At 62.1% G+C, this 25461-nt stretch carries 24 protein-coding genes; 15 read left to right on the top strand and 9 right to left on the bottom strand.

Annotation, left to right across the window (positions count from 1 at the left end; all coding sequences use genetic code 11):
- Positions 1 to 95: 95 nt before the first annotated feature.
- Positions 96 to 1181 carry a chorismate synthase gene (gene aroC / locus CD351_RS15535; protein WP_111993471.1) on the top strand — a complete coding sequence of 362 codons (1086 nt, stop codon included), beginning with the start codon at positions 96 to 98 and terminating at the stop codon, positions 1179 to 1181.
- A gap of 48 nt (positions 1182 to 1229) precedes the next feature.
- On the opposite strand, the gene CD351_RS15540 is transcribed toward aroC, so the two are convergent.
- Positions 1230 to 2258, bottom strand: coding sequence for a DUF4274 domain-containing protein (locus CD351_RS15540; protein WP_111993472.1), 1029 nt, complete (start codon positions 2256 to 2258; stop codon positions 1230 to 1232).
- 194 nt (positions 2259 to 2452) lie between these two features.
- Between CD351_RS15540 and CD351_RS15545 the strand changes: the two genes are divergently transcribed.
- The 6 genes from CD351_RS15545 to CD351_RS15570 all read left to right on the top strand — a co-directional run bounded on the left by CD351_RS15545 (position 2453) and on the right by CD351_RS15570 (position 10260).
- Positions 2453 to 3505 (top strand): fatty acid desaturase, encoded by a 1053-nt coding sequence (locus CD351_RS15545; protein ID WP_234027162.1) that lies wholly within the window; start codon positions 2453 to 2455, stop codon positions 3503 to 3505.
- On the top strand, positions 3502 to 4371 hold the full coding sequence (locus CD351_RS15550; protein ID WP_111993474.1) for an NAD(P)-dependent oxidoreductase: 870 nt from the start codon (positions 3502 to 3504) through the stop codon (positions 4369 to 4371). Before CD351_RS15545 ends, CD351_RS15550 begins: the two co-directional genes overlap by 4 nt.
- Before the next feature lie 186 nt (positions 4372 to 4557).
- Positions 4558 to 5124: an alkyl hydroperoxide reductase subunit C gene (ahpC, locus tag CD351_RS15555; protein WP_111993475.1), complete on the top strand. Its 567-nt coding sequence runs from the start codon at positions 4558 to 4560 to the stop codon at positions 5122 to 5124.
- Positions 5125 to 5341: 217 nt separating this feature from the next.
- Entirely contained in the window at positions 5342 to 6931 is a 1590-nt protein-coding gene (gene ahpF, locus CD351_RS15560) for an alkyl hydroperoxide reductase subunit F (protein WP_111993476.1), read from the top strand.
- Positions 6932 to 7308: 377 nt separating this feature from the next.
- On the top strand, positions 7309 to 9504 hold the full coding sequence (gene katG, locus CD351_RS15565) for a catalase/peroxidase HPI (RefSeq protein ID WP_111993477.1): 2196 nt from the start codon (positions 7309 to 7311) through the stop codon (positions 9502 to 9504).
- Between the two features lie 168 nt (positions 9505 to 9672).
- Positions 9673 to 10260: an N-acetyltransferase gene (locus tag CD351_RS15570; RefSeq protein WP_111993478.1), complete on the top strand. Its 588-nt coding sequence runs from the start codon at positions 9673 to 9675 to the stop codon at positions 10258 to 10260.
- On the opposite strand, the gene CD351_RS15575 is transcribed toward CD351_RS15570, so the two are convergent.
- On the bottom strand, positions 10257 to 11111 hold the full coding sequence (locus CD351_RS15575) for a LytTR family DNA-binding domain-containing protein (protein ID WP_111993479.1): 855 nt from the start codon (positions 11109 to 11111) through the stop codon (positions 10257 to 10259). The two genes, CD351_RS15570 and CD351_RS15575, sit on opposite strands and share 4 nt — an antisense overlap.
- A 35-nt stretch (positions 11112 to 11146) precedes the next feature.
- Between CD351_RS15575 and CD351_RS15580 the strand changes: the two genes are divergently transcribed.
- Complete coding sequence (locus CD351_RS15580) at positions 11147 to 11833, top strand: DUF2306 domain-containing protein (RefSeq protein WP_234027163.1); 687 nt, start codon at positions 11147 to 11149, stop codon at positions 11831 to 11833.
- A gap of 7 nt (positions 11834 to 11840) precedes the next feature.
- Here CD351_RS15580 and CD351_RS15585 read toward each other — a convergent pair whose 3' ends face one another.
- The 3 genes from CD351_RS15585 to CD351_RS15595 form a co-directional block, all read right to left on the bottom strand.
- Positions 11841 to 12422, bottom strand: a complete 582-nt coding sequence (locus CD351_RS15585) for a Smr/MutS family protein (RefSeq protein WP_111993480.1) — start codon at positions 12420 to 12422, stop codon at positions 11841 to 11843.
- The gene (locus tag CD351_RS15590; RefSeq protein ID WP_174214329.1) at positions 12419 to 13612 is read right to left on the bottom strand and encodes a murein transglycosylase A; all 1194 of its coding nucleotides are present in this window, start codon (positions 13610 to 13612) and stop codon (positions 12419 to 12421) included. Before CD351_RS15590 ends, CD351_RS15585 begins: the two co-directional genes overlap by 4 nt.
- Positions 13613 to 13708: 96 nt before the next feature.
- Positions 13709 to 14368: a Tim44/TimA family putative adaptor protein gene (locus CD351_RS15595; RefSeq protein WP_111993481.1), complete on the bottom strand. Its 660-nt coding sequence runs from the start codon at positions 14366 to 14368 to the stop codon at positions 13709 to 13711.
- 384 nt (positions 14369 to 14752) lie between these two features.
- Between CD351_RS15595 and secB the strand changes: the two genes are divergently transcribed.
- From secB to CD351_RS15615, 4 genes are all read left to right on the top strand, one after another.
- Complete coding sequence (secB, locus tag CD351_RS15600) at positions 14753 to 15292, top strand: protein-export chaperone SecB (RefSeq protein ID WP_111993482.1); 540 nt, start codon at positions 14753 to 14755, stop codon at positions 15290 to 15292.
- A gap of 27 nt (positions 15293 to 15319) precedes the next feature.
- Entirely contained in the window at positions 15320 to 16900 is a 1581-nt protein-coding gene (murJ, locus tag CD351_RS15605; protein WP_111993483.1) for a murein biosynthesis integral membrane protein MurJ, read from the top strand.
- Between the two features lie 5 nt (positions 16901 to 16905).
- On the top strand, positions 16906 to 17925 hold the full coding sequence (trpS, locus tag CD351_RS15610) for a tryptophan--tRNA ligase (RefSeq protein ID WP_111993484.1): 1020 nt from the start codon (positions 16906 to 16908) through the stop codon (positions 17923 to 17925).
- A 275-nt stretch (positions 17926 to 18200) separates the two neighbouring features.
- Positions 18201 to 18899 carry a DUF4136 domain-containing protein gene (locus tag CD351_RS15615; protein ID WP_111993806.1) on the top strand — a complete coding sequence of 233 codons (699 nt, stop codon included), beginning with the start codon at positions 18201 to 18203 and terminating at the stop codon, positions 18897 to 18899.
- 108 nt (positions 18900 to 19007) lie between these two features.
- On the opposite strand, the gene dut is transcribed toward CD351_RS15615, so the two are convergent.
- Together dut and CD351_RS15625 are read right to left on the bottom strand one after the other, a co-directional pair.
- The gene (gene dut, locus CD351_RS15620) at positions 19008 to 19466 is read right to left on the bottom strand and encodes a dUTP diphosphatase (RefSeq protein ID WP_111993485.1); all 459 of its coding nucleotides are present in this window, start codon (positions 19464 to 19466) and stop codon (positions 19008 to 19010) included.
- On the bottom strand, positions 19463 to 21193 hold the full coding sequence (locus CD351_RS15625; protein ID WP_111993807.1) for a phosphopantothenate--cysteine ligase family flavoprotein: 1731 nt from the start codon (positions 21191 to 21193) through the stop codon (positions 19463 to 19465). The genes dut and CD351_RS15625 overlap by 4 nt, the downstream gene beginning before the upstream one ends.
- 174 nt (positions 21194 to 21367) lie before the next feature.
- Here CD351_RS15625 and CD351_RS15630 point away from each other — a divergent pair, with 174 nt between their 5' ends.
- Positions 21368 to 21754 (top strand): DUF4345 family protein, encoded by a 387-nt coding sequence (locus CD351_RS15630; protein WP_111993486.1) that lies wholly within the window; start codon positions 21368 to 21370, stop codon positions 21752 to 21754.
- On the opposite strand, the gene ubiB is transcribed toward CD351_RS15630, so the two are convergent.
- Both ubiB and CD351_RS15640 read right to left on the bottom strand, forming a co-directional pair.
- Positions 21751 to 23310, bottom strand: coding sequence for a 2-polyprenylphenol 6-hydroxylase (gene ubiB, locus CD351_RS15635; RefSeq protein ID WP_111993487.1), 1560 nt, complete (start codon positions 23308 to 23310; stop codon positions 21751 to 21753). The two genes, CD351_RS15630 and ubiB, sit on opposite strands and share 4 nt — an antisense overlap.
- Before the next feature lie 6 nt (positions 23311 to 23316).
- Positions 23317 to 24096 carry a class I SAM-dependent methyltransferase gene (locus CD351_RS15640; protein ID WP_111993488.1) on the bottom strand — a complete coding sequence of 260 codons (780 nt, stop codon included), beginning with the start codon at positions 24094 to 24096 and terminating at the stop codon, positions 23317 to 23319.
- A gap of 55 nt (positions 24097 to 24151) precedes the next feature.
- Between CD351_RS15640 and mutM the strand changes: the two genes are divergently transcribed.
- On the top strand, positions 24152 to 24967 hold the full coding sequence (gene mutM, locus CD351_RS15645) for a bifunctional DNA-formamidopyrimidine glycosylase/DNA-(apurinic or apyrimidinic site) lyase (RefSeq protein WP_111993489.1): 816 nt from the start codon (positions 24152 to 24154) through the stop codon (positions 24965 to 24967).
- Between the two features lie 168 nt (positions 24968 to 25135).
- Complete coding sequence (gene rpsT / locus CD351_RS15650) at positions 25136 to 25396, top strand: 30S ribosomal protein S20 (RefSeq protein WP_111993490.1); 261 nt, start codon at positions 25136 to 25138, stop codon at positions 25394 to 25396.
- Positions 25397 to 25461 lie beyond the last annotated feature (65 nt).

Genomic DNA, 25461 nt, shown 5'->3' on the forward strand with positions numbered 1-25461 from the left:
GTTCATCATGATCGCACACCATATCGTCGCGCCTGCGTGTAGGAAATCGGCTGAATTCTCGACAGGGCCGCCGCTTTCGCTAAAGGCTTGGGGACATGAGCTTCAACACTTTCGGACGGTCCCTGCGATTCACGACATGGGGGGAAAGCCACGGTCCCGGCCTTGGCGTGGTGCTGGACGGGTGCCCGCCGGGCATTCCCTTGCGCGAAACCGACATTCAGCCCTTCATGGATGCGCGCAAACCGGGCCAGAACAAGTTCACGACCCAGCGCAAGGAAGCCGACGCGGTGCGGATCCTGTCGGGCGTCTTCACCACGTCCGAGGGCGATCAGGTGACGACCGGCACGCCGATCCACCTGATGATCGAGAACACCGACCAGCGTTCGAAGGACTATTCGGAGATCGCGCAAAGCTATCGCCCCGGTCATGCCGATTACACCTATGACGCGAAATACGGCATCCGCGACTATCGCGGCGGCGGTCGGTCAAGCGCGCGCGAAACCGCAGCGCGCGTGGCGGCGGGTGCGGTCGCTCGCCTGATTATCCCGGAAGTCACGATCACCGGCTTCGTATGCGAGCTTGGCGGCGACCGGATCGAGCGTGATGCGATCAATTACGACATCATCGACCAGAATCCGTTCTTCTGCCCGGACAGCTGGGCGGCGAAGCGCTGGGAGGAACTGGTCGACCTTGCCCGCAAGAATGGATCGTCGCTGGGTGCGGTGGTCGAATGCGTGGCCGAAGGTGTGCCCGCAGGCTGGGGCGCGCCGGTCTATGCCAAGCTCGACAGCGAGCTTGCCGCCGCGATGATGAGCATCAACGCGACCAAGGGCGTCGAGATCGGCGACGGCTTCGAAGCTGCGCGCCTGACCGGCGAGCAGAACGCCGATCCGATGCGCCCGGGCAAGGACGGCAAGCCGATCTTCGCCAGCAACCATGCCGGCGGCACGGCAGGCGGTATCTCTACAGGACAGCCGGTCGTGTGCCGCGTGGCGTTCAAGCCGACCTCCTCGATCCTGACGCCGGTGGATTCGATCACTTCGGAGGGAGAAGCCACCAAGGTCCGAACCAAGGGCCGCCATGACCCCTGCGTCGGCATTCGCGGCACGCCGGTGGTCGAGGCGATGATGGCGCTGGTCCTGGCCGACGCGAAGCTGATGCACCGGGCGCAGGTGGGGTGAGCGATAGCGCGTACAATCACGCGCTCAGGTGGGTGAGCGGTAGCGCCTTTACCGGAACAGATGCCGGTATGTATATTGCTCAGCCGCCCATCTGAGGCCGAACCAGAACGGTGCAATCCAGACGACGCAGACGGCGGCCTTGATCGCTCGGGCTTCGAAGCTAGTGTCCTTTGCCTCCGCGAAAATGGCGCTCAACGCGAAGTAGCCCTGCAACCACAGCGCTCCAATTGCGACCAGAGCGAGATAGGTCAACGCCATCTGGCGCGTGGGCACGATTTTCAGCTCCGAGCGCATGAGGCTGCGCACGGTCGAAGTCGAAGCGCTGATGCCCCAGCTCCACCAACCGATCATCACAATGCAGCCGATGAGGTGGAGCCACCACCTGGCCGGATCGTTCAGGAATTCGACCGTCGCGGCAAGCAGCCCGCCGATAGCGAAGAGGTTGAAGAAAGTCGGGCGCATTTCATCGCGCGCCTCGCGCATCACCCAAGTGACGATATCGCTCTTTGGCAGATCGAGCCAGAAGCCGGTGCGCACATTTTCCGGGCGCTCTTCCCACGCCTCGGGCCCGTCCATCACTTCCTTGCCCCAGATCGACCTCAACAAATCGCGGTGAGGTTTCCAGGGTGGATTGTCGATCCTGGCGACGAAGGCTCGCATTTCGTCATAGTCTCTCTTGTGCAGGGAATTCGCGTCCCAGGCTATCTTGCGCCGCTTGTAGCCCTTGGCCGCGATCCGCTTGGCGATGTATTCGACCATCGCTGCCTCGTCGCGGTCGTAGATCGGCTCACCCTCGGCGAGCTTCATCAGCTCCCATTCAGGGCAGGCGTGCCAGAAAATGTGGAGTGCAGTTGCCATCTCGCACTGTTCCTGCCGCGCGATCCAGTAGAGCGGTTCGATATTGTCGCTCCAGTTGAAGCCGATTGCGAAGCGATGCCAGTCTTCGGGCGTTCCCTTGTCGAGCCAGTCCAGCCGCTCGTCCGTTTGCGCCTGATAGTCGCCCCCGGCGGGCACGGTGGTTTCCCATGCGCGGCGGCGCAGTTCGTCCATGTCGAAAACGGCATCGGCAGCAGGCATCGCGTTCCCCTTCGCGCAAACGATTGTGCGGGAAGGGTTTTAGACTCGTAATTGTTACCTCGCCGCTAACCGCTCGCGCATACGGGGTTCACGAATGCGTCATGACTAATGCGCATGTTGACGCGGGCGTTCTTCACGGCGAAGGACAAGGACACGCAGCGTCCTCTGGCTGCGCGGGAGAGAATTTACACGCCATGGCAAGATCCGACCACGATCAGAACCCCAGTCAGGATCGCATCGACACCGACAATCCGCGGGCCATCGCTCGCACCCTTGCCCGTTTTCGCACCCCGCGCGCGAGCCGCAGCGGGTGGGAGCTTGCGGTCACCTTCCTCCCCTTTGCGGCCACTTTCGCCGCCATGCTGTTCGCGGTCGAGGCGGGGTATTACATCGCGCTTTTGCTTACTCCGGTCGCCGGGCTGTTCCTGCTCAGGCTTTTCATTATCCAGCACGATTGCGGGCATGAGGCGTTCTTTCGCAAGAAGGGGAGCAACAACTGGGTCGGGCGCGGGATCGGGGTGTTTACGCTGACCCCGTACGATTGCTGGCGGCGCAGCCACGCGCTTCACCATGCGAGCACGGGCAATCTCGACGCGCGCGGGTTCGGCGATGTCGATACGCTGACGGTCAATGAATACATGCAGAAGGGGCGGATCGCGCGCGGGTTCTACCGGCTTTATCGCCACCCTGTCGTGCTGCTTGGCCTTGGGCCTGCCTACCTGTTCCTGCTGCGCCACCGCCTGCCCGTCGGACTGATGAAGGCGGGCGCGATCTATTGGGTGAGCGCGCTGGCGACCAATGCGGTGACCGCCGCGATCCTGGTCGGCCTCGCTTTCGCTTTTGGCATCGCGACGACGGCGCTGGTCTTCGTGCCCGTGCTGGTAACAGCGGCCTCGATCGGGGTCTGGTTGTTTTACGTCCAGCACCAGTTTGACGAGGTCGCATGGGACAATCGCGAAGACTGGGAGTTTCACGCACATGCGCTTGCGGGCAGCTCCTATCTCCATCTGCCCGGCTGGCTGCACTGGTTCACTGGCAATATCGGGATCCACCACGTCCATCACCTGATGAGCCGTATCCCCTTCTATCGCCTTCCCGATGTGCTGAAGGAATATCCAGAGCTGGCCGAGGTCAATCGCATCACGCTTAAACAGACCCCGCGCCTGTTCCTGCTCGCCTTGTGGGATGAAGAGCGAAAGCGGCTGGTGAGTTTTCGCGAAGCCAAGCGGATCACGGCAAATATGTGAAGAGGGTCGTTCTCACCGGATCTTCGGGCCGCATTGGCCGCGCGATATTCGGCGCGCTTGCGAGCGAATATCGGGTTGCCGGCATAGACCGCAACACCTTCTCCACCACGCATATCGTAGGCGATTGCGCTGAGCCAGATGTGATTGCCCCTGCGCTTGAAGGGGCCGATGCGGTGATCCACACAGCAGGCCCTCACGCCCCCCATGTCGGCATCCTGAGCGATGGGGAATTCGAGCGCGTCAATGTCGAAGGCACGCGCACGCTATTCAATCTTGCCGCGAAGAGCGGGGTCAAGCGCTTCGTCTACACCAGCACAACCGCGCTTTACGGCAATGCCATCGTGCCGGGCGAATGCACCTGGGTGACCGACGAGACCCAGCCCGCACCAAAGAGCATTTACCACCGCACCAATCTTGCGGCGGAGGCGTTTCTTGAAGAAGCCGCCTCCCATGCCATGCCCGTGCGGGTGATGCGCATGTCGCGCTGCTTTCCTGAACCTGCTCCGACGATGGCGCTTCTCCGACTGCATCGCGGCGTGGATGCACGCGGTGTGGGGACGTGCCACCGGCTGGCGCTCACCCACGAAGGCGCGCCGTTTGAACGCTTCATCATTTCCGGCGCGACGCCTTTTGGCAAAGAGGATTGCAATGACCTCGCCGCCAGCGCTGCCGATGTAATCCGCGAGCGCGTCCCCGACCTTGCAAGGGCTTTCGATGCGCGCGGCTGGAGCCTCCCGGACAGCGTCGACAGGGTGTACGATGCAACGGCTGCGCGCGAGGCGCTGGGGTGGAAGCAGCGCTGGGGCTGGGAAGAGGTGCTCGCGCAGTGGGACCGCGACAGCATCGAAGTGCTTGCTCCCGAATAGTGCGCCGCGACCGGGACTGCGCACGCCCTCATCGGACTTTTCGATTGTTCCCGAAAGCGTGATTGAAAATACCGATCTTCGCAATCGCAACAATCAATTTTTGTGCAGCGCATCAATCACTATTTGGGTCGGGAACAAAATTCCGACCTCTCCATTTCACATTCAACTCTACGAGGAAACACACCCATGGGTATCATCGGTTCGACCATCAAGCCTTTCACCGCGACGGCCTTCAAGGCTGGCGAGGACTTCTACGACGTTTCGCAGGCAGACATCGAAGGCAAGTGGGCGGTTTTCTTCTTCTACCCGGCTGACTTCACCTTCGTATGCCCGACCGAACTCGAAGATCTTGGCGAAAAGTACGACATGCTTCAGTCGATGGGCGTTGAAGTCTTCGCCGTTTCGACCGACACGCATTTCAGCCACAAGGCATGGCACGACACTTCCGACAAGATCGGCAAGTTGAAGTTCCCGTTCCTTGGCGACCAGAACCACGTTCTTGCCAACAACTTCGGCGTGCTGCGCGAAGGCGTCGGCCTTGCCGATCGTGCGACGTTCGTTGTCGACCCCGACGGCGTGATCCAGATCATGGAAATCACCTGCGAAGGTGTTGGCCGGAACGCCAACGAACTGACCCGCAAGATCAAGGCAGCTCAGTATGTCCGCAACAATCCCGGCCAGGTTTGCCCGGCCGCATGGGAAGAAGGAAGCGAAACTCTTGCACCTTCTCTGGATCTAGTTGGCAAGATCTGAGTTTAGACAAAACAAGATAGGGCGCGCGCGGCTGACCTCCCCTCTCTCCCTCGCCGCGCGCCCCACCCATACCCGGCTTTAACCGGGTCGTTTGAAGCCCGGGGCCTGACCCTCCCCCTCCCCCCCAAAGTCAGGCCTCGGGCTCTTTTTTCCCAAATTTCAGGTTCGGCCCTGCGCGCCGGACCTCCCACGTTTTCTCAGGCAAAGGTGCACACCCATGCTCGACGCAAACATGCAGACCCAGCTCAAGCAATATCTCGCCAATCTTCGCGAGCCGATCGAACTCGTCGCTTCACTGGGCGACGATGAAAAGTCCGCGCAGACCCGCGAATTGTTGAGCGAAATTGCCGAATTGCACGAGATGGTCACCGCCTCGTTCGATGGCACGCATGAAAGGAAGCCCAGCTTCATCATTCGCCGTGCATCGGATGCGAACAAGTGGGTACGCTTTGCCGGCCTTCCGATGGGCCACGAATTTACTTCGCTGGTGCTCGCGCTGCTGTGGGCGGGTGGACATCCGCCCAAAGTTGACGCCGACCTTATCGAACAGGTTCGCGCGCTCGAAGGCGATTATGAGTTCGAGATGTTCTTCTCGCTTTCCTGCCACAACTGCCCCGACGTGGTGCAGGCGCTGACTCTGATGGCGCTCGAAAACACGCATATCACCGCCACCCTGATCGAGGGCGGCACCTTTCAGGATGAAGTCGAGGAACGCGGCGTGCTCGCGGTTCCCGCGACGTTCCTTAACGGCGAAAGCTTTTTCAACGGTAAGATGGAGCTCGCCGAAATCCTGTCGAAGCTCGACAGCGGCGCCGACGCCAAGGCAGCCGAGAAGCTTTCGGCGAAAGACCCGTTCGAAGTGCTGGTAATCGGCGGCGGGCCCGCAGGTGCGGCTTCGGCGATCTACACTGCACGCAAGGGTTTCCGCACCGGCATCGCGGCTGAACGCTTCGGCGGACAGCTTCAGGACACTCTCGGCATCGAAAACCTGCCGGGCACCTCCTACACCGAAGGGCCCAAGCTTTCTGACGATCTGAAGAAACAGGTAGCCGAGAACGAGATCGACATGATGGACCTCGCCCGCGCAACCGAGCTCAAGCCCGCTACCGAAGCAGGCGGCATGCACGAAGTGACGCTGGCAAACGGCGCAGTGCTCAAATCGCGCAGCCTCATCCTTTCGACCGGCGCACGTTGGCGCAACCTTGGCGTTCCGGGCGAAGCCGAATATCGCAACAAAGGCGTGGCCTACTGCCCGCACTGTGACGGCCCGCTTTTCAAGGGCAAGCGCATCGCGGTAATTGGCGGCGGCAATTCGGGCGTTGAGGCAGCGATCGACCTCGCCAAGATCGTCGGCCATGTGACGCTGATCGAATTCGACAAGAACCTGCGCGCCGACGAAGTGCTGCAACGCAAGCTGCGCAGCATGGATAATGTCGAGATCATCACCAGCGGCCAGACGACCGAAATCATCGGCGATGGAAGCCGGGTATCGGGCCTCGTGCTCAAAGACCGCACAAGCGGCGACGAACGCAGGATCGAACTCGAAGGCGTGTTCGTACAGATCGGCCTTGTGCCCAACACCGAATGGTTGGCGGATACGGGTCTCGAACTGTCGAAATTCGGCGAGATTGTCGTCGATGACCACGGCGCGACCAACCTGCCCGGCATTTATGCAGCAGGCGACGCGACCACGGTGAAGGACAAGCAGATCGTCGTCGCGATGGGCACCGGCGCAACCGCAGGTCTGGGCGCGTTCGACTACCTCATCCGCAACGAGCCAATCGACGAAATCGCCCAGGCTGCGTGATTGGCTTTGCGCTCGCCCATCCGGGCGAGCGTCCTCGGTGCGTTTCCCTCCGCTACGCTTCGGGGCACCTGCGAGCGCCCAGTCGGGCTTGCGATCGCAGATGCGATCGTTCCCTTACTGGTCAGCCATGTGGCGCCCGCCACGACGCCATCGGCGTCGCAAGGGCGACTGCTCGCCCGCAGCGGGGCCGCAGCCCAAAACCTTTTGGGCGGAGGCAATCTAGCGAGGACGAAACCGCGGAGGCGGTTTCGCACACAGATCGCAAAATCCAATCAATCTTCGCACTTTAATCGATTGGACTGATCAAGCCCGCTCCATCATTCTCCTGTCATCACGCTCGGATATTGTCCGAGTCCCCTGAGAGAGGAGAGAACTTCATGGACGCGAAAACTGGCGAAATGAGTGGCTGCCCATTCCACGGCGATGGCGGCACCCGCACGCTTCTGGGCCGCACCAACATGGACTGGTGGCCAGAAACCACCCAGCTGGACCTGCTGACCGAGGAAGGAAAGTCCGCCAATCCCTATGGCGAAGACTTCGATTATGCGAGCGCGTTCAACGCGATCGACTATCAGGCGCTGAAGGACGACCTTACCGCGCTGATGACCGACAGCCAGGACTGGTGGCCGGCGGATTACGGCCATTACGGTCCGTTTTTCATCCGCATGGCGTGGCACGCCGCAGGCACCTATCGCACGGGCGACGGACGCGGCGGCGCAGGCTCAGGTCAGCAGCGCTTTGCCCCGCTCAACAGCTGGCCCGACAACGGCAATCTCGACAAGGCGCGCCGCCTGCTTTGGCCGATCAAGCAGAAATACGGCAAGGGCATCAGCTGGGCCGACCTCTACATCCTCGCCGGCAATGTCGCGATTGAATCGATGGGCGGACCGGTCTTCGGTTTCGGCGGTGGCCGCGCTGACGTCTACGAGCCCGAAATGGTCTATTGGGGCACCGAGGAAAAGTGGGTCGACACGGGCGCGGAAACGCGCATCCAACCCGATGAAGGCCGGGCGCTCGAAAACCCGCTCGCCGCGATCCAGATGGGTCTCATCTACGTCAATCCGGAAGGCCCCGGCGGCAACCCGCATGACGACGAAGGCGCCGCGCGCGACCTTCGCGAGACCTTCGCCCGCATGGCCATGAACGACGAGGAAACGGTCGCTCTGACCGCAGGCGGACACGCTTTCGGCAAGGCCCATGGCGCACAGCCCTCCGACACGTTCGGCGGCGCTCCCGAAGGCGAGGCGCTCGAACTGATGGGCTTTGGCTGGCTCAACGATGCCGAGGAAATCGGCAAGGGCCACATCACCACTTCGGGCATCGAAGGCGCGTGGTCAAACAACCCGACCTCGTGGAGCCACGACTACCTGCGGCTGCTGTTCAAGTATGATTACGAACTGGTGCAAAGCCCGGCGGGCGCGAACCAGTGGCAGCCGATCAATCAGGAAGAAGCCGACATGGCGCCTGATGCGCGGGACCCTTCGAAAAAGGTCCCGACGATGATGACCACCGCCGACATGCAGCTGAAACGCGATCCCGAATACCGCAAGATCGCCCAGCGCTTCATGGAAAACCCTGAACAACTCGACGACGCCTTTGCGCGCGCATGGTTCAAGCTGTGCCACCGCGATATGGGCCCCAAGGTCCGCTATCAGGGCCCCGAAGTGCCCGAAGAAGACCTGATCTGGCAGGACCCGGTACCCGCCGGAACCGCGCCTTCGGACAGCGATGTCTCCGCGTTCAAGGACGCGATCCTTGGCTCGGGCCTTTCGGTCAGCGAACTTGTGAAAGCGGCCTGGGCGTCGGCTTCGACCTATCGCAGGTCCGACCACCGCGGCGGTTCGAACGGAGCGCGCGTGCGCCTTGCCCCGCAAAAGGACTGGGCTGCGAACGACCCCGAAGAACTGGCGAAGGTTCTGAGCACAATCGACGAGCATCGCGGTTCGATAAGCATGGCCGATGCGATCGTGCTTGCAGGTGCCGCAGCGGTCGAGAAGGCGGCCACAGATGCGGGCTTCAGCGTCTCGGTCCCGTTCACCGGAGGGCGCGGCGATGCCACCGACGAGATGACCGACGCCGAGAGCTTTGAGCCGCTGGAGCCGTTTGCCGATGGTTTCCGCAACTACCTCAAGACCAAGGCAAGCGTGAAGACCGAGGACATGCTGATCGACAAGGCGCATCTTCTGGGCCTCTCGATCCCCGAAATGACCGTATTGGTCGGCGGGATGCGGGCTCTGGGCGCGGTGAGCAAACATGCCGAGCACGGCTCCCGGATCGGCGTCCTCACCGACCGTCCCGGCCAGCTAACCCCGGACTTCTTCACCAACCTGCTCGACATGGGCACCCGGTGGGAAGTGGTCGATGGTTCGGGCGATGAAGAATATGTCGGCTCCGACCGCAAGACCGGTGAAGAGAAGTACCGCGCAACCCGCACCGACCTTATCTTTGGCTCCAACTCGCAACTGCGCGCGCAGTGCGAGGTATATGCCGAAAGCGGCAGCGAGGAGAAGTTCGTGCATGACTTCATCGCCGCCTGGAACAAGGTCATGAACGCAGGCTGCTTCGCCATCTGAGCGACTGTCTCAACCAGCCCCCCAGCCCTGACCGCGATTGCAAACAAGGTCAGGGTCGCAAGAGGCCTCCGGCTTTCCTCCGTCCAAGGAAAGGAAAACCGGGGGCCTTTCTCGTATGCGGGCGCAGCGCTATTGTCGGCACCTGGGAGCAGGACAGAGGAGACGCGGGTGCAACCGGTAACAGTCGTGAGAGCAGGTGAGGATCGGCGCGAGGCGGTGGTGCGCACGATAACGCTCGGCTTTGCGACCGATCCGGTGGCGCGCTGGGTCTGGCCCGATCCTGCGACCTATCTCGAAATCCAACCGCAATTCGTCGACGCCTTTGGCGGAAACGGCTTTGCGCATGACAGCGTCTACGAAACGCAATGCGGGCGCGCGGCCGCCATGTGGCTCCCGCCTGAGGTGGAGCCGGATGGCGAGCGCATGCAGATGCTCGCCGCGCAAAGCGTCGCTCCTGAGCGCATGGAGGAGATCGGCGCCTTCATGGCGCAGATGGACGATTTTCACCCCGCGGAGCCATGCTGGTACTTACCCATGATCGCGGCCGATCCTTTTGCGACGGGACAGGGGCTGGGTGCGGCGCTGATGAAACATGCACTCGCCGTGGTCGATGAAAGCGGGATGCCTGCCTATCTTGAATCGTCCAATCCGCGAAACATCTCGCTTTACGAACGCCACGGTTTTGAGGCGATTGGGGAGATCCAGCACGGCTCCTCGCCGGTGATGACCCCGATGGTTCGCGCGGCGCGCGCCTAGATCCAGCTTGCCGCCTTCAATTCGCTGACCTGCGCACGTGCAACCGGCGCTTCGATCCCGGTTTCAAGGACGAGGCGGACATTGCGCCCTTCGCGCTTGACGTCCTCGACCGCGAGGCGCGCAACCCACCAGCTGCGATGGACCTGCCGCCCTTCGATATGAGCGACATGCACCATCGCATCGCGCAGCCGCATCAGCACCAGCTCAGACCCCAGCGGCGTATGGACGCGCACGTAATGGTCCTCCATCTCCAACGCGATCACATCGCTGCCAAGTTCGGGCGACAACTGGTCGAGAAGCGGGTTTTCGGCCCGGCTCGCCTCGCTTGTGGCGGACCGCACCTCGGCGCTGCCACCGACCACGACCTCCTCGATCCGGTCTTTTGGCTTAGGCGGTTCCTCCCGGCTTCGCGCGCCCAGCACATTAAAAAGCAGCGTCACCGCTCCCCCTATTACGAAAACGTAGGAATAGGTCGTCAGCGCCTCTTCGAGCGGCGGCATCGGCGGCCAGTCGGGCATGAATTGCACGATGTAGACAAGCGCAGCCATCGGCACCGTCGCAATCAGCACTCCGACGAACCACAAGGGCGCGATCGGCAGATCGAGCGCCCTGTGAGCGCGATCGACAAAAAATCCCATCGGCGAATAGATTGCATAGCCCGCAAAGGCGAAGGCCAGCCACGAGATCAACCGCACGGCAAGAGGCTGATCAATCGAGCCGAAGGGGCCGATCACGGCAAGGAAGACGCCGATCACCGCCATGATGGCAAGATCGGACAAGGTCTTGCGCAGAAACAGCCTGCCCCTGCCCATATCCGTGCCCGTCGACTGTTCGCGTGAAGCCTGCGCCATGGCCCAGAAATGCCTGCCCGTTCGCGCTTCGTAAAGTGGCAAAGCTCGGCAATCTGCGGGTTTTGCGCGCCATTTCGCGAAGCGGCGCGCCGATCCGCGAAGGGGCGATTGCCGGCGAACGGGCGCGCGGCACGGTGGCTGCAACGCCTTACCCAAACGGAGAAACAGCTATGACCGCAGCCATCACCTCAAACCCCCTCGCAGCTCTCAAGCGTTACAACGAGCCTGCCGGCGTCATGGATCTTGGACCGGTGACGCGCGCTCTCGTGCTGGTGTCGGGCACGCTGATGACGGCGGTCTGCATTCTCGCCATCGCCCGCGCTTTGCTAGGCTTCACGCCAGACCAGCCGCATCTCGGAAACGTGGCGGTCATGTTCCATATCGTGACGGTTATTCCGTGCGTTCCGCTTGGTCTTTACCTGCTCATCGCTCGCAAGGGCACGCCGATGCACAAACAGCTCGGCAAGCTCTGGGTCGCCCTGATGGTCATCACGGCAACATCGACCCTGTTCATCCATGACGGCATGGCGCTTTCGTGGATCCACATCTTCGTGCCGTTCACCTATCGCGCTTCATGGCTGATCGTGAAGACAGCGCGTGCGGGCGATATCAAGGGTCACAAGGCGGAAATCGTCAGCCTGTTCCTTGGGGCGCTGATGATCCCCGGCATCTTCAGCTTCGCCATTCCGGGCCGTCTGATGAACGTGATGCTGTTCTGGTAAGCTACGATCAGCGCGGGCGCCTCAGCACAAGGTAGAGCGCGCCTTCGCCGCCATGGCGGATATGCGCGCGGCGGACCGCAGCGATGGCATCGGCGTGATGGCTCGCGGCAAGCCAGTCGAGCAGCTTGGCCCGGATCGCCCCGCGCTTGGTCGACCTGTCAGCAGGGTCGGCTGGCCGCTCTCGCCCCGCGATTACCAGGACCACGCGCGCTCCCATGCTGCGCGCCTGGTCGATCCCGTCCATGATCCGGCCATAGGCGGCATCGAGCGTGTGGCCATGCAGGTCGAGCGTGTAGTCGGGCGCGATCTGGCCTGCCTTGAGCTTGCGGTTCCAGTGCGAATCGAGACCCGGGTCAGGCTTTATGCGGCGCGGCGTCGCCGGCGCAGGTTGTGGGCGGGCCGTAGTAGCAGCCGCAGGTCTCGCCTTGGAAGGTGCGGGCTTCGGCGGGGCGGGTTTGGCTACCTGTTTCGCGGGCGCATCGGTTGCTGGCTGAGAGGGTACGCGCTTGCCCGGTAACGGCGTCACGCTTTGCGCAAGCGCCGCCCATGCGGTCTGCTCCGCTTCGCTAAGGCCGCGAGGGACGCTCATCGCCGGTCGTTGAGGCGTGCGACAGTGCCCTTGGGAAGCAACAGGAGCGCTCTACCGCGAGCGCTCATCCCGCCAGCGATCTCGCGGGCATCGGCGCCTGCACCCCAGAAGGTGTCGAAGCGGTTCGCTCCCTTGATCGCGCCGCCCGTATCCTGTGCGATCCAAAGCCCGTCGGCAACGTCGCGGTCAAGGTCGAGCCAGACCGGCGCTCCGAGCGGCACGAAGGCGGGGTCCGCCGCGACCGAAGCCTCGCGCCGAACGGGCACACCAAGCGCACCCAGAGGGCCATCGCCGTTCAATTCGCGGAAGAAGATCCAACTCTTGTTGAGGCGCATGAGTTCGCGGCCCTCGCGCGGGTTTTCGCGGATATAGGCCATGATGCCCTGCATCGATCCGGGATATTGCCCCGGCCCATCGCCGAGCAATCCGCGCTCACGCATGACGCCGCCAATGCCGGTATATCCGCGCCCGTTCTGTCCTTCATAGCCAATGCGGATGACTTCGCCCTCGGGCGTGCGGAGGCGGCCCGAACCCTGGATCTGCAAAAAGAAGAACTCGACCGGATCGGCTGCCCAGCCGATAACCCGCACGCGGCCTTCGAGAGCGCCATCCTCGATCTCGGCACGTTCGTAATAGGGGACGAAATTGCCGTCATCGTCATAACGGCCCAGCGGCGCGCGGCCTTCGCGTTCGGACAGGGGCGTATCGGCAGGCCATGATCGCACGAGGTCGTCGGGCATGGCATAGACCGGCACGTTATATCCGGGACGCCGCGTGCGGCTGCCGAGAATTTCCGGCTCGAAATAACCGGTCGCAAAGGCGTTGCCATCGCCGATGCGGGCGGTTTCGAAATGTTGCTGGAAAAAGCGCGGCGCATCGCCGACCGGCCAGTTGATCGCGGCCTCGCACGATGGGCGCCAGTCTGCGCCATAGGCGAGCCCGCTGCGGTCTTCGCGCGCGAGCAATTGCGGGCAGCTTTCGATGTAGCTTGCAAGCGCGGTCCCCGCATCTTCGCGAGACAGCTGCAATGTGCCGACACTTGGGCCGCGTATGACACCAGCCAGCGCAGCGTTGGCAGCGGCGCTGACGGCCGGTGGCGGCGTCATTACGACGGGACGCGGCGGATTGCTTTCGGGAACGAGCCGGACGCAGGCAGTGAGAAGGACAAGCGCGGTCAGCGCTGTGCCAATCCCTGCGCCGACAGATTTGAAACTGCGCGTTCTGGTGTCAGGCCCGCCGAGCCAGATCACCCCGGCATCAGACGCGCGCCCGCCCCACACGCAGGATCAGCCTTCGTCGGTTTCGTCGAGAACCCAGTTGGGATCGCGCGAGCCGATATTGCGGCTGAAGGTCCACACGTCGCGGCTTTCGATTGCATCGTCGAGCGAACCGGCGACCACGACGCCATCCTTGTCGCGCGTCACCGCTGCGATGTCGGCGACAAACAGCACCGCGATGCGGGCCATGCGACCGTCCATCGAAGCCGAGTGAATGCGGGTTTCCTCGATACGGATAAGCTTGTTTTCGAGCGTGTGCCCCGCTTCCTCACGCGCGTCGATGGCAGCGGAGAAACCGGCATAGACATCGTCATCGCACAATTCGCGCAGGGTTTCCTTGTCGCCTTGCCAGAAGGCTTCGAGGACCATTTCGTATGCGCCCTTCGCTCCGTCCATGAACTGGCCGATGTCGAACGAGCGGTCGGCATTGGCGATTTCACGCACGCCGCGCTCGACCGCAGGCATCACGCCTTCGAGTTCGATTGCGCGCTGGGGCGCAGGCTGTGCGGGCTGTCCGGCAACCGGCGTCTGAGCCTGAGGCTTGTCACCAGCGTCGAAGCGCTGCGGTACAGATTCCTCTTCATGCTCTGCACGGCGACCGAGCACGGAATAAAGCCTCAGCCCGAGAAAGGCCGCAATCATGGCGAGGATGACGATTTCTAGAATCACGTTCGTACCTTGATACCCTTTCGGTGCGGGGCCCTTTCGCTCGGGGGCGATGCACCTGATCTTGTCCAGACAACCATCTTTCTGACAGCTTCACCCTAACAATACATAGTTACGGCGCGTGTTCCAGCCAGATGCGTCTCGTCCCATAAATAGGCATGAAATTCAATTCGCCAACGTCAAATAGGGTGCAGTTCGGCGCGAAGTGGTGCCGTGATGGCGCAATCAAGGGTCGTCTTTCGCGCGACAGACGTTTGGGAGGCTGCCCATTGCTTGTCGCACCCGCCCCTGCTAGGCGCGCGCCCTTGACGAAATCAACGTTTTGCAAGGGGCCGGGCAACCGGGCTTGCACGGCGACATCAGACAAACTTACGAAAGACGCGACACATGGCCGAAGAAGGCGACATTCTCACCGACCTCAACAATCCGGGCGCAGGCGCAAATGGCGCGGACAACCAGCCGGCAGCCGGGATCATCACCCAGTATGTGAAGGACATGTCGGTCGAAAACCCGAATGCGCCCGAAGTTTTCCAGTGGACCGATGCGCCCAAGGTCGACGTGCAGTTCAATATCGGCGCTCAGCCCAAGGGCGAGCAGGTCACCGAAGTCGAACTGAAGATCAACGTCACCGCCACCACCGACAAGGGCCCGGCCTACATCGTCGAGCTTTCCTATTGCGGCCTCGTCGGCCTGCGCAACATTCCCGATGAGCAGGCGCACGCCTTCCTCTTCGCCGAAGCGCCGCGCATCCTGTTCCCCTTCGCTCGCCGCGTTGTTTCAGACGCCGTTCGCGATGCAGGCTTCCCGCCATTGAACGTCGATCCGATCGACTTCAATGGCCTTTACATCCAGCAGCTTCAGGCACGCCGCCAGCAGGAAGCGGGCGCAGGTGGCGACACCCCGCCGGCCCCTTCGGGCGACGCGTAAGCTGGACCTGAACGCGGGCCTTTAGGGATGAGCCTGCTCAAAAATGTCGGGACCATCGGGTCCCTGACTATGCTCAGCCGCATTGCCGGAATGGCGCGCGAGATGATCTTCTCGCGCGTCCTCGGTGCCAATGCGGTGACCGACGCATGGTTTCAGGCATTCATCATCCCCAATGTCTTTCGCCGCCTGTTTGCCGAGGGTGCGTTCTCGGCCGCCTTCGTGCCGATGTTCTCTAAGCGGCTGCACGGTCATGACGATCCGGAAAAAGGGCTGGAGGAAGCGCGTTCGTTCAGCGCCGATGTGCTGAGCGTTTTCCTCCCTGTGCTGATCGCTCTGGTCGCGGTTTTCGAGATCGCGATGCCGGGGGTAATCTGGCTCTTGAGTGAGAAGCCGGTCGATCCGGAAACCTATCCGCTTGCGGTCGATTTCGCGCGGATCATGTTCCCCTACATCATCCTCGTCAGCCTCGTGACGTTGTTTACAGGTATGCTGAACAGCGTCTCGCGTTTTGCGCCCGGAGCAAGCTTTCCGATCATCCTCAACATCGTCCTGATCGCGGCGCTGCTTACGGGCGAATGGTTTGCCGACAACACCGGGGCGAGCGTCGAGCAGATCGCCTACGGCATCGCGTGGGCGGTGACGGGCGCGGGGGTGATGCAGCTTGCGTGGCTCTACTACTGGACGCGGGTCGAGGGTTTCAGGCCAAAGCTGCTGTGGCCGCGCATCACGCCTGAAGTGAAGCGCCTCGGCATCATTGCTCTTCCCGCAGCGATTGGCGGCGGCGCGTATCAGATCAACACGCTGGTCCAGCTGTACTTCCTCAACCAGCTTGAGGATGGATCGGTCAGCTACATGAACTATGCCGACCGTCTGAACCAGTTGCCGCTCGGCATCATCGGCATTGCGCTTTCGACCGCGATCCTGCCGACGCTTTCGAAGTTCGTGGGGGGCGAGAACAAAGAAGGCGCGGACCGCATCCAGTCCGACGCAATCGAGCTTTCGATGTTGCTGACGATCCCGGCAGCGGTCGCATTGGCGATCTGTGCGGAAGCCTTCGTGACGATGATCTTCCAGGGAGGCCGCTTCGATCTTGCAGATGCGAGTGCGACTGGAGAAGTTCTCGCTGCACTCGTGCTCGGCCTTCCCGCCTATGTGCTGGTGAAGGTGCTGGTGCCCAACTTCTACGCCCGCGCCGACACCAAGACGCCGGTGGTCGCAGCCTTTATCTCGCTGGGCGTGTTCATAACGACCTGCATTCTCGTGCTCGACACCTATGGCGTCGTCGGGGTGGCCTTCGCCAGCGTGATCGGCGCCTGGATCAACGTGGCCTTCCTGCTCATCGTGCTGGCTGCGCGCGGGCATTATCGCATTCCGGGCGTGCTGCTTCTTCGCATCGCGCGGCAGGTGGTCGCCGCGGCGGCCATGGGCGCGGCCTTGTTCTACGCGAATGACCTGCTAACGGACTGGTATTCGGCAGGGCTCTTTGCCCGGCTGGGCGCGCTCGCGGCGCTCGTCGCGGCTGCCGCCATCGTCTATTTCGGCCTCGCTTTCGCCACCGGCGCCATCGACCGGCAGCGCATCGCGGCTCTAACCAAGAAAGCAAAGTGAAACCCATGCGTGTCGTCTCTGGCATCCAGCCCACCGGTAAACCGCATCTCGGCAACTACCTTGGCGCGATCGTCAATTACGTGAAGCTGCAGGACGAGGCGCATTCCGCAGGCGGCGAGTGTTTCATTTTCCTCGCCGACCTGCACGCGATCTCGCAGCCGCATGACCCGGCCGAGCTTACCCAGAATACCCGCGAGATGGTCGCGACGCTGGTTGCCTGCGGGGTCGATCCGGCGAAGACCATTTTGTTCAACCAGGCGCAGGTTCCCGCCCACGCTGAGCTGCAATGGCTTTTGAACGGCACGGCGCGCATGGGCTGGCTGGGTCGCATGACGCAGTGGAAGGACAAGGCGGGCAAGAACCGCGAAGGCCAGTCGGTCGCGCTGTTCACCTATCCCGTTTTGCAGGCCGCAGACGTGCTGCTGTATCAGGCGACGCACGTGCCGGTGGGCGAGGATCAGAAGCAGCACCTCGAGCTTGCCCGCGACATCGCGCAGAAGTTCAACAACGATTTCTGCCCCGAAGATGCGCCGCTTTTCACACTGCCCGAACCCTACATCCCCCCTGCCGCCGCGCGCATCATGAGCCTGCGCGATGGCACGGCCAAGATGAGCAAGTCCGACCCGTCGGACATGAGCCGCATCAGCCTGACCGACGATCCCGACACGGTGATGAAGAAGGTCAAGAAAGCCAAGACCGATCCCGAACCCCTTCCGTCGGAAGAAAAGGGCCTTGAGGACCGCGCCGAAGCAAAGAACCTTGTCGGCATTTATGCCGCGCTGACCGGCAAGAGCACAGCAGAGGTCCTCGCCGAGCATGGCGGACAGGGCTTTGGCGCGTTCAAGCCTGCGCTGGGCGAAGTGCTTGTGGAAACTCTGCGCCCGATCAATACGCGTTTTCTTGAGCTCAAGGACGATCAGGAGGCGCTCGACGCCATTCTTGCGCGCGGTGCTGCACAGGCGCGCGAACATGGCCTGCCGACGCTGGACGCCGCTTACAAGGCGCTGGGTCTGGTTAGGGGCTGACCATGCGCCTCACCGGCACCATACGGCCTAGGCCGGTCGGCGGAGAAAAATGTTCAATCCCCATTCAGCACAATAGGTTATTGTACATCGCAACAGTGATCGCCTGATCGATAGGGACATCATTGAGGGGGCGTCGCAAGGTTAGTAGCCGGGCCGCAGAAATGCGCCCGCGCGCAGCTTCGCCACGCATTTAAGGGAATGGCGCAAGGTCACTGGCACCAGCTGCCGGTGCATCCTACATTGGGATGCACTGGCGAAAAGATGAAGGATATGTCATGAACCGTATTGCTATGTCATCGCGTTCGAACCGTTTCCGTCGCTATTCGCGCCTCGCTCTTGCAGGTATCGCGACCGTGACGCTCGCCGCATGCGCCCCCTCTTTCAAGGCCGACGTGTCGCGCTTTCAGGCGCAATTGCCTGCGCCGCAGGGCCAGACCTTTGCCGTGGTTCCCGAGGATCCGCAGCTTGCAGGCGGCCTCGAATTCTCGCTCTATGCCGATATGGTTGCTGCCGAAATGGCGCAGCTCGGCTACACCCGCGCGGCGAACCCTGAAAACGCGAACCTCCTGGTCCGCTTCGATTATACGATCGACAATGGGCGCGAACGCATTCGCACACAGCCCGGTGTTGGCGGCTTTGGCGCTTTCGGCCCGTGGGGTCCATGGGGCGGCTTTGGCGGCTGGCGCGGGGGTTGGGGCTATGGCTTTGCCGATCCGTTCTTCGGCGGCTTTGGCGGACCCAATGTGCGCAGTTACACAATCTTCACCAGCGGCATCGATTTGCTGATCGACAACACCAGCACGGGTGAACGCGTGTTCGAAGGCCGCGCTGAAAGCGTCTCGCGCTCGAACCGGTTGCAGAACATCGTCCCCAATCTCGTTGACGCGATCTTCACAGATTTCCCCGGTAACAACGGTGAGGCGGTGCGCATCACGATCCGCGAAGATGGCAACGAAGTGAGAGCGCAGCGTTAAGGGCGATCGCGAACTTACATACCCATCACATCCACCCCGGACGGGGCAGAAAGGGCGGCGCAAGGGATCAGCGTCGCCCTTTTTCGTGACCATATGAGATCCGGTTGATCAGAGCTTCGCGTGGCCGCCGGTGGAGCCAAAACCGCCTTCGCCTCGCCCGGTCGCGTCGAGCTGGTCGACTTCGGCCCAGGCAGCCTGCACGACGGGTGCGAGCACAAGCTGCGCCACGCGATCTCCGCGCGCGATGGCGAAATCCTCGCGGCCGTGATTGATCAGCAGCACCTTCAATTCACCGCGATAATCGGAATCGATCGTGCCCGGCGTGTTGGGCACCGTGATGCCGTGCTTGAAAGCGAGGCCTGAGCGTGGGCGGACCTGGATTTCATACCCCTGCGGTATCGCAACGCAAAGCCCGGTGGCGACCGCGTGGCGCGCGCCCGGTGCGATGGTCACGTTCTCTGCGCTCACGATATCCATGCCCGCGCTGCCTTGGGTGGCGTATGTGGGCAGAGCGAGGCCCTCACCATGGGGGAGCCGCTTTACTTCGACTTGCACTGCGTCGCTCATTCTGCGGCTTCGGCTTTCAATGTTGCCGCGATCCGTTCGACCAGAGCCATCGCAACATCGCCCTTGGGCATCTTGTCGAGCTTCTCCACACCGTCAGCGGTGACGATGTGAACGAGGTTATCATCGCCGCCCATAACGTCGCCCGATACGTCGTTCGCAACGATCCAGTCGCACGCCTTGCGCTTGCGCTTCTGCTTGGCGTTGGCGAGCACGTCGTCGGTTTCGGCGGCAAACCCGATGACCAGTTCGGGCCGGTTCGATGCGCCCGCGAGGTTCGTCAGAATATCCGGGTTCTCGGTCAGCATGAGAGCAGGCGGAGCAGATCCGCGCTTCTTGATCTTTTCGTCGCGATATTCCTTGGGCCGCCAGTCGGCGACGGCGGCGACCATTATGGCGACATCGGCGGGCAGTGCGCGCTTGACGGCGGACGACATTTCCTCGGCGCTTTCGACATCGATGCGCTTCACGCCTGTCGGGGTCTTGAGCGCGACGGGGCCTGCGACCAGCGTCACATCTGCCCCCAGAGCAGCAGCGGCAGAGGCGATTGCAAAGCCCTGCTTCCCGCTCGAACGGTTGGCGATGTAGCGCACAGGGTCGATCGATTCCCAGGTCGGCCCGGCGGTGACCAGGACGCGGCGCCCTTCGAGCGGGCGGTAGGAAGCATCCACGTCAAAATTGCCGGTAACCTCCTCTTCGTCGGCTTCGATGGCCTCTGCCTTTTGAGGTGCGGCTCTCTTGGCGGCGATTTTCCGGGGCGCTGGTTTTTCTTCCTCGGGCGCCTCTTTTGCGGGCTCTTCGAATTCTTCGGGAGCCAGACGGCGGTCGTCGAATTCGTGATTGATGGCGTCAGGGTCGATCGGGGGCGCGGCTCTGCCCTTGCCCTTGCTCGCCAGAGGTGAGCCTTCGAGATCGGGATTGAACTCGATATCCTCTTCCTCGATCTCGATATCTTCGGGCAATTCCTCCTCGCCCAGCGCATCGAGCTCTGCCTCGATCTGTTCGGCGCTGCGTTTTTCGGTGGAGCGGTAGATGATCTTGGAAAGCAGCCCGCCAAGCCCGCTGCCCAGCGTCGAGCCGGTATCGTCTTCGGGTTCGAGCGCTTCGACCTCGACCTCTTCTGCAGGTGTATCGTTGGCCGCGACCGGCGCAGGCGCTTCCTCTTCGACCTCGATACCGAAATGCGCCGCGATCTCGCGCCAGATGGCATGCGGTTCGGGCAGGCGGCCATAACCAAACTCGCCGCAAGCCATCGCGCCCTCGTCCGGGTGGATGACCGTGACGCCGGCTTCCTTGAGCGACGCGACATTGCGCTGGGTGGAGGCGTGCTCCCACATCTTCACGTTCATCGCCGGGACCGCCATCACCGGCTTGTTCGTGGCAAGGATGAGAGTGGTCGCCAGATCGTCGGCAATGCCCGCGGCCATTTTCGCCATGAGATCGGCGGTCGCAGGGCACACGACGATAAGGTCGGCCTCACGCGACAGTTCGATATGGCCCATCTCGACCTCGTTCTTGAGATCGAACAGCGAGGTATAGACCTGATTTTCGGAAAGCGCGGCCAGCGACATGGGCGTCACGAATTGTTGCCCGCCCTTGGTCACGACGCAGGTCACATCGCCGCCGACCCCATTGGCGCCCTTGCGAATGAGGCGGACGAGCTCGCACGATTTGTAAGCCGCTATCCCGCCGCCTACGACCAGCAATATCTTAGGCCCAGCCTCGCTCACTACCCGGTCTTCCTCCACGTTCTTGGTCTGTCAGTTTCCGTCTAGCGGTCATATCAAGCCGCGCCAAGTCCAGCAGACTCCTTGCGATAGGATGGTTAAAATTGCACTTAGAGCCGAGCAGCGAATTGACGGCAATCGCGCCGGTCCGGACGCTGCGTTGAAGGGGGTTTACAGATGATTTTAGCGCTCAAGGTGCTTTTGACGCTCGGCGGGGGATTGCTGGTATTCATGGGGTTCGGCTTCTTCACCGATCCAGTGAGCTCGGCTGCGGATTTCGGGATCGATGTCGAAGGCGCGCATGGCCTCACCTCGATACGCGCCGACATGACCGCCTTTTTCGGAGTGTCGGGCGCGTGTTTCATCTGGGGCGCGTGGGCCAATCGCAGCGATCCCCTGATCATTGGTGCGGCTTTGATGTTCGTCACCCTGGCAACGCGGCTCGTCGCGCTTGGCGCTTATGGCGCATTTGAGGGTTACATCCTGCCGATGTTGGTCGAGGCTTTGCTCGGCATTTTCGGCATCGTCGGCGCGCGAATTTTGCCGAAGACCACCAGAGGCTAGAGCAGCCCGGCGAGCATCGCGCCGTATACAGCGCCTGCCCCCGCCAGCCCTGCAACAAAGTAGCCAAGCAGGCCTCCGCCCGAGCGTTCCTTGCGTTCGGTCATGAGGCGAATTTCGGGGAGCGGCGGGGGTTCGGGTGCGCCGCCCTTGGGGGGGAACTTCTCCTCAAGCCGCCTGACCAGGCCCGGCAGGCGGAAGAGCGTTTCGGTGTCTTCCTTGATCCGGTCGGCAATTGCGGCTTCCGGCCCCAGCTCGTCGCGGATCCAGCTGCGCACGTAAGGCGCTGCGGTGTCCCACATATTGATTTCGGGATTGAGCTGAGTGGCGATCCCCTCGACCATTACCATGGTCTTTTGCAGCAGCAGCAAATGCGGCTGGGTCTGCATATCGAAATCGCGCGTGATCGCGAACAGCCCATCGAGCATCTGGCCGACGCTCAGTTCCTTGACCGGCTTGCCGCGCATCGGTTCGCCCACGGCGCGCAGAGCGGTCGCAAACTCGCCGACCGAATGGTAGCTCGGCACATATTGCGCCTCGAAATGGATCTCGGCGACGCGTTGATAATTGCCGGTCGTGAGGCCATAGAGGATTTCGGCAAGCCATTGGCGAGCGCGGCGGTCGATCCGGCCCATGATGCCAAAGTCGATCGCGACAATCGTGCCGTCCTCTTCGACGAACAGGTTCCCCTGGTGCATGTCGGCATGGAAGAACCCGGCGCTGATCGCCTGTGTGAGAAAGCTGATGACGAGCTTTTCGGCCAAGGCCTCAAGATCGTGCCCGGCCGCGATCAATTGGTCGCGATTGGAAATCTTGATGCCTTCGACCCACTCGATCGTCAGCACCCGGCCATTGGTCCGGTCCCAGTCGATCGCAGGGATGCGGTAGCCGCCTATACCTGCCATCTCCTCGGCAAGCTCGGAGGCTGAGGCAGCTTCGCGGCGAAGGTCGAGTTCGGAGTTGGTCCAGCGTTTGAAGTTCGCAATGGTAAGCCGGGGTCGCAGGCGCTCGGCCTCTCCGCCCATTGCTTCAACATGAGCGGCTGCCCATTCATAGGTCTGGATGTCGCGCGCAAACTTCTCGCGAATGCCGGGGCGCAGCACCTTGACCGCGACCTTGCGACCGTCGGTCGTGGTGGCGCGGTGGACCTGCGCGATGGAAGCAGCCCCCACTGGAACCGGGTCAATCTCTGTAAAGAGGCCGTCGATCGGCTGCTCGAAGGTTGCAGCGATCTGCTCTTCGATCTTGGCGAAGGGAACGGGAGGCAGGCTGTCCTGAAGGCTAAGGAGATTGTGCGCGGCTTCTTCCCCCACCAGATCGGGCCGCGTGGCCAGCGATTGGCCAAGCTTGATCGCGGCAGGTCCGATAGCGCGAAAGGCACCGGCATAATCGCGCGGGCCGTGTTTCCCGGTCAGCGTCGCGAGCCGGGCGAGCCGGGCAAGCCGGCGCACCGTCGAAGGCGCGTTGGGATCGTCCTCGACCCCGACGAGCGCGCGGCGGCGTGCGAGCGTGATGCCCCATCGCGCAAGGCGGAAAAGATGCGTGGCAGGCGTGGTCATGCGCTTTTAGATTTTCCAGCCCGAATGAATGGCGACCGCACCGCCCAGGATGCTTTCGACCTTGGTGTTGGTGAAGCCTGCTGCGCGAATCATGTTTTCGAACTCGGCCATCTTGGGGAATTTGCGAATTGATTCGACCAGATAGCGATAGCTGTCGGCGTCGCCTGCGATCATCTGCCCCATGCGCGGGAGCAGCAGATCGGAATAGACGTCGTAGATCTCCTTGAAGCCAGACCATTCGGTGGTCGAAAACTCCATGCAGTAAAACCGCCCTCCAGGTCGAAGCACGCGGTAAGCTTCCGCCAGCGCCTTGTCCTTGTAGGTCACGTTCCGAATGCCGAACACGATGGTGTAGGCATCGAAGCTGCTGCTTGCGAAACTGACCTCTTCGGCATTCTGCTGAGTAAAGACCAGGCTTCCGGTCTCATCGCTCTGCTCGCGCTCCATCGCGCGCTCTGCGCCGACGTCGAGCATGTCCTGATTGATGTCGGCAACCGTGATGTTCGCGCCGCGATCGGCCATGCGAAAGGCGATGTCACCCGTGCCGCCTGCCATGTCGAGGATCTGCTCGCCCGGCTGCGGCTTTACACGCTTGACGAAGCGGTCCTTCCACCCGCGATGCATTCCGATCGACATCGCATCGTTCATGATGTCGTATTTCTTCGCGACGCTGGTGAAGACCTCGCCCACGCGCCGGGTCTTTTCTTCCGGACTTACATTCTCATAGCCGAAGGAGACGGTTTCGTTTCCTGCGTCGTTCGCATGGTCGTTGGTGTTCTCACTCATGCGTGGAGCCCTAGAGGGAATTGCGGCATGCGCAAAGAGTGTTAGTGGGTTGGAAATGCCCGAATTACCCGAAGTCGAAACAACCGTGCGCGGGCTTGCCCGTTTCCTCGATGGTGCGCGGATCGAGCGAGTGACGCTGAATCGCCCCGATTTGCGCCGCCCGTTCCCGCCTGATCTCGTACAGGTGATGACCGGTGCGCAGGTCACAGGGCTCTCGCGCCGGGCGAAATATGGCCTCATTCACCTCGATCGCGGATCGACGATGATCTTTCACCTGGGCATGAGCGGTCGCTGGCGGATCGACCCTGAGGAAGCCGACAAGCACGACCACCTGCTGCTGGAAGCTGCCGGGCACCGCTTCGCCCTGTGTGATCCCCGTCGCTTCGGGTCGGTGGACCTTGAACCGACCGAGACACTGGGCGATTGGCCGCAGTTCTCCGCTATGGGCCCGGAACCGCTTGGCCCCGACTTCTCTCCCGAACAGCTCAAGACAGCGCTCAAGGGCAAGACGCAGAGCATCAAATTGTGCCTGCTGGACCAGCGTATCGTTGCAGGGCTCGGCAATATCTATGTGTGCGAGGCGCTTTGGCGCTCGGGCATTCATCCGCTCAAGGCCGGGGGCAAGGTGACGCGGCCTCAGCTTGCGCGGCTCGTCCCCGCGATCCGGAATGTCCTCACCGCTTCGATCAAGGACGGCGGATCTTCGCTCAGGGATTACGCCGCGCCCGATGGCGAACTTGGCTATTTCGCGACGCGCTTTGATGTTTATGGACGAACGGGCGAGCCTTGCAGGCGCGAAGACGGCGGCAAAATCCGTAGGATCGCGCAGGGTGGACGAAGCACCTGGTACTGCGTAAAGTGCCAATGCTAGCCGCCCGACGTTTTTTGAGGCCCGGCAAAGCCACAGTTTTCTTGACGATTCGCCCCTCGCCGCCTATGTGCGCCGCTTTCCGGCGGTGAATCGCCGACTTTTCGAACAGACCAGACTATTTCCGGTCGCACTGCTGCGGCCTGCACAAAACGCGAGACAGACACAGATATGGCCAATTCGCCGCAAGCCCGTAAGCGCATTCGTCGCAACAACCGCCGTGCCGAAGTCAACGGCGCCCGCATGAGCCGCATCCGCAGCCACGTGAAGAAGGTCGAAGCGGCCTGCGAAGCTGGCGACAAGGACGCAGCCGCTGCAGCGCTCAAGGCGGCCCAGCCCGAAATGGCTCGCGGTGTCGCTCGCGGCGTGATGCACAAGAACACTGTCGCGCGGAAGATGTCGCGCCTGACGAAGCGAGTCGCCGCTCTCTGAGGCAGATTCGGAGACGCGATTCGGCGCCAATGTGAGCCGCCGATTACGCGTTTCGACTTAAGGAA

The sequence above is a fragment of the Erythrobacter sp. KY5 genome, from assembly GCF_003264115.1.
Lineage (GTDB): Bacteria > Pseudomonadota > Alphaproteobacteria > Sphingomonadales > Sphingomonadaceae > Erythrobacter.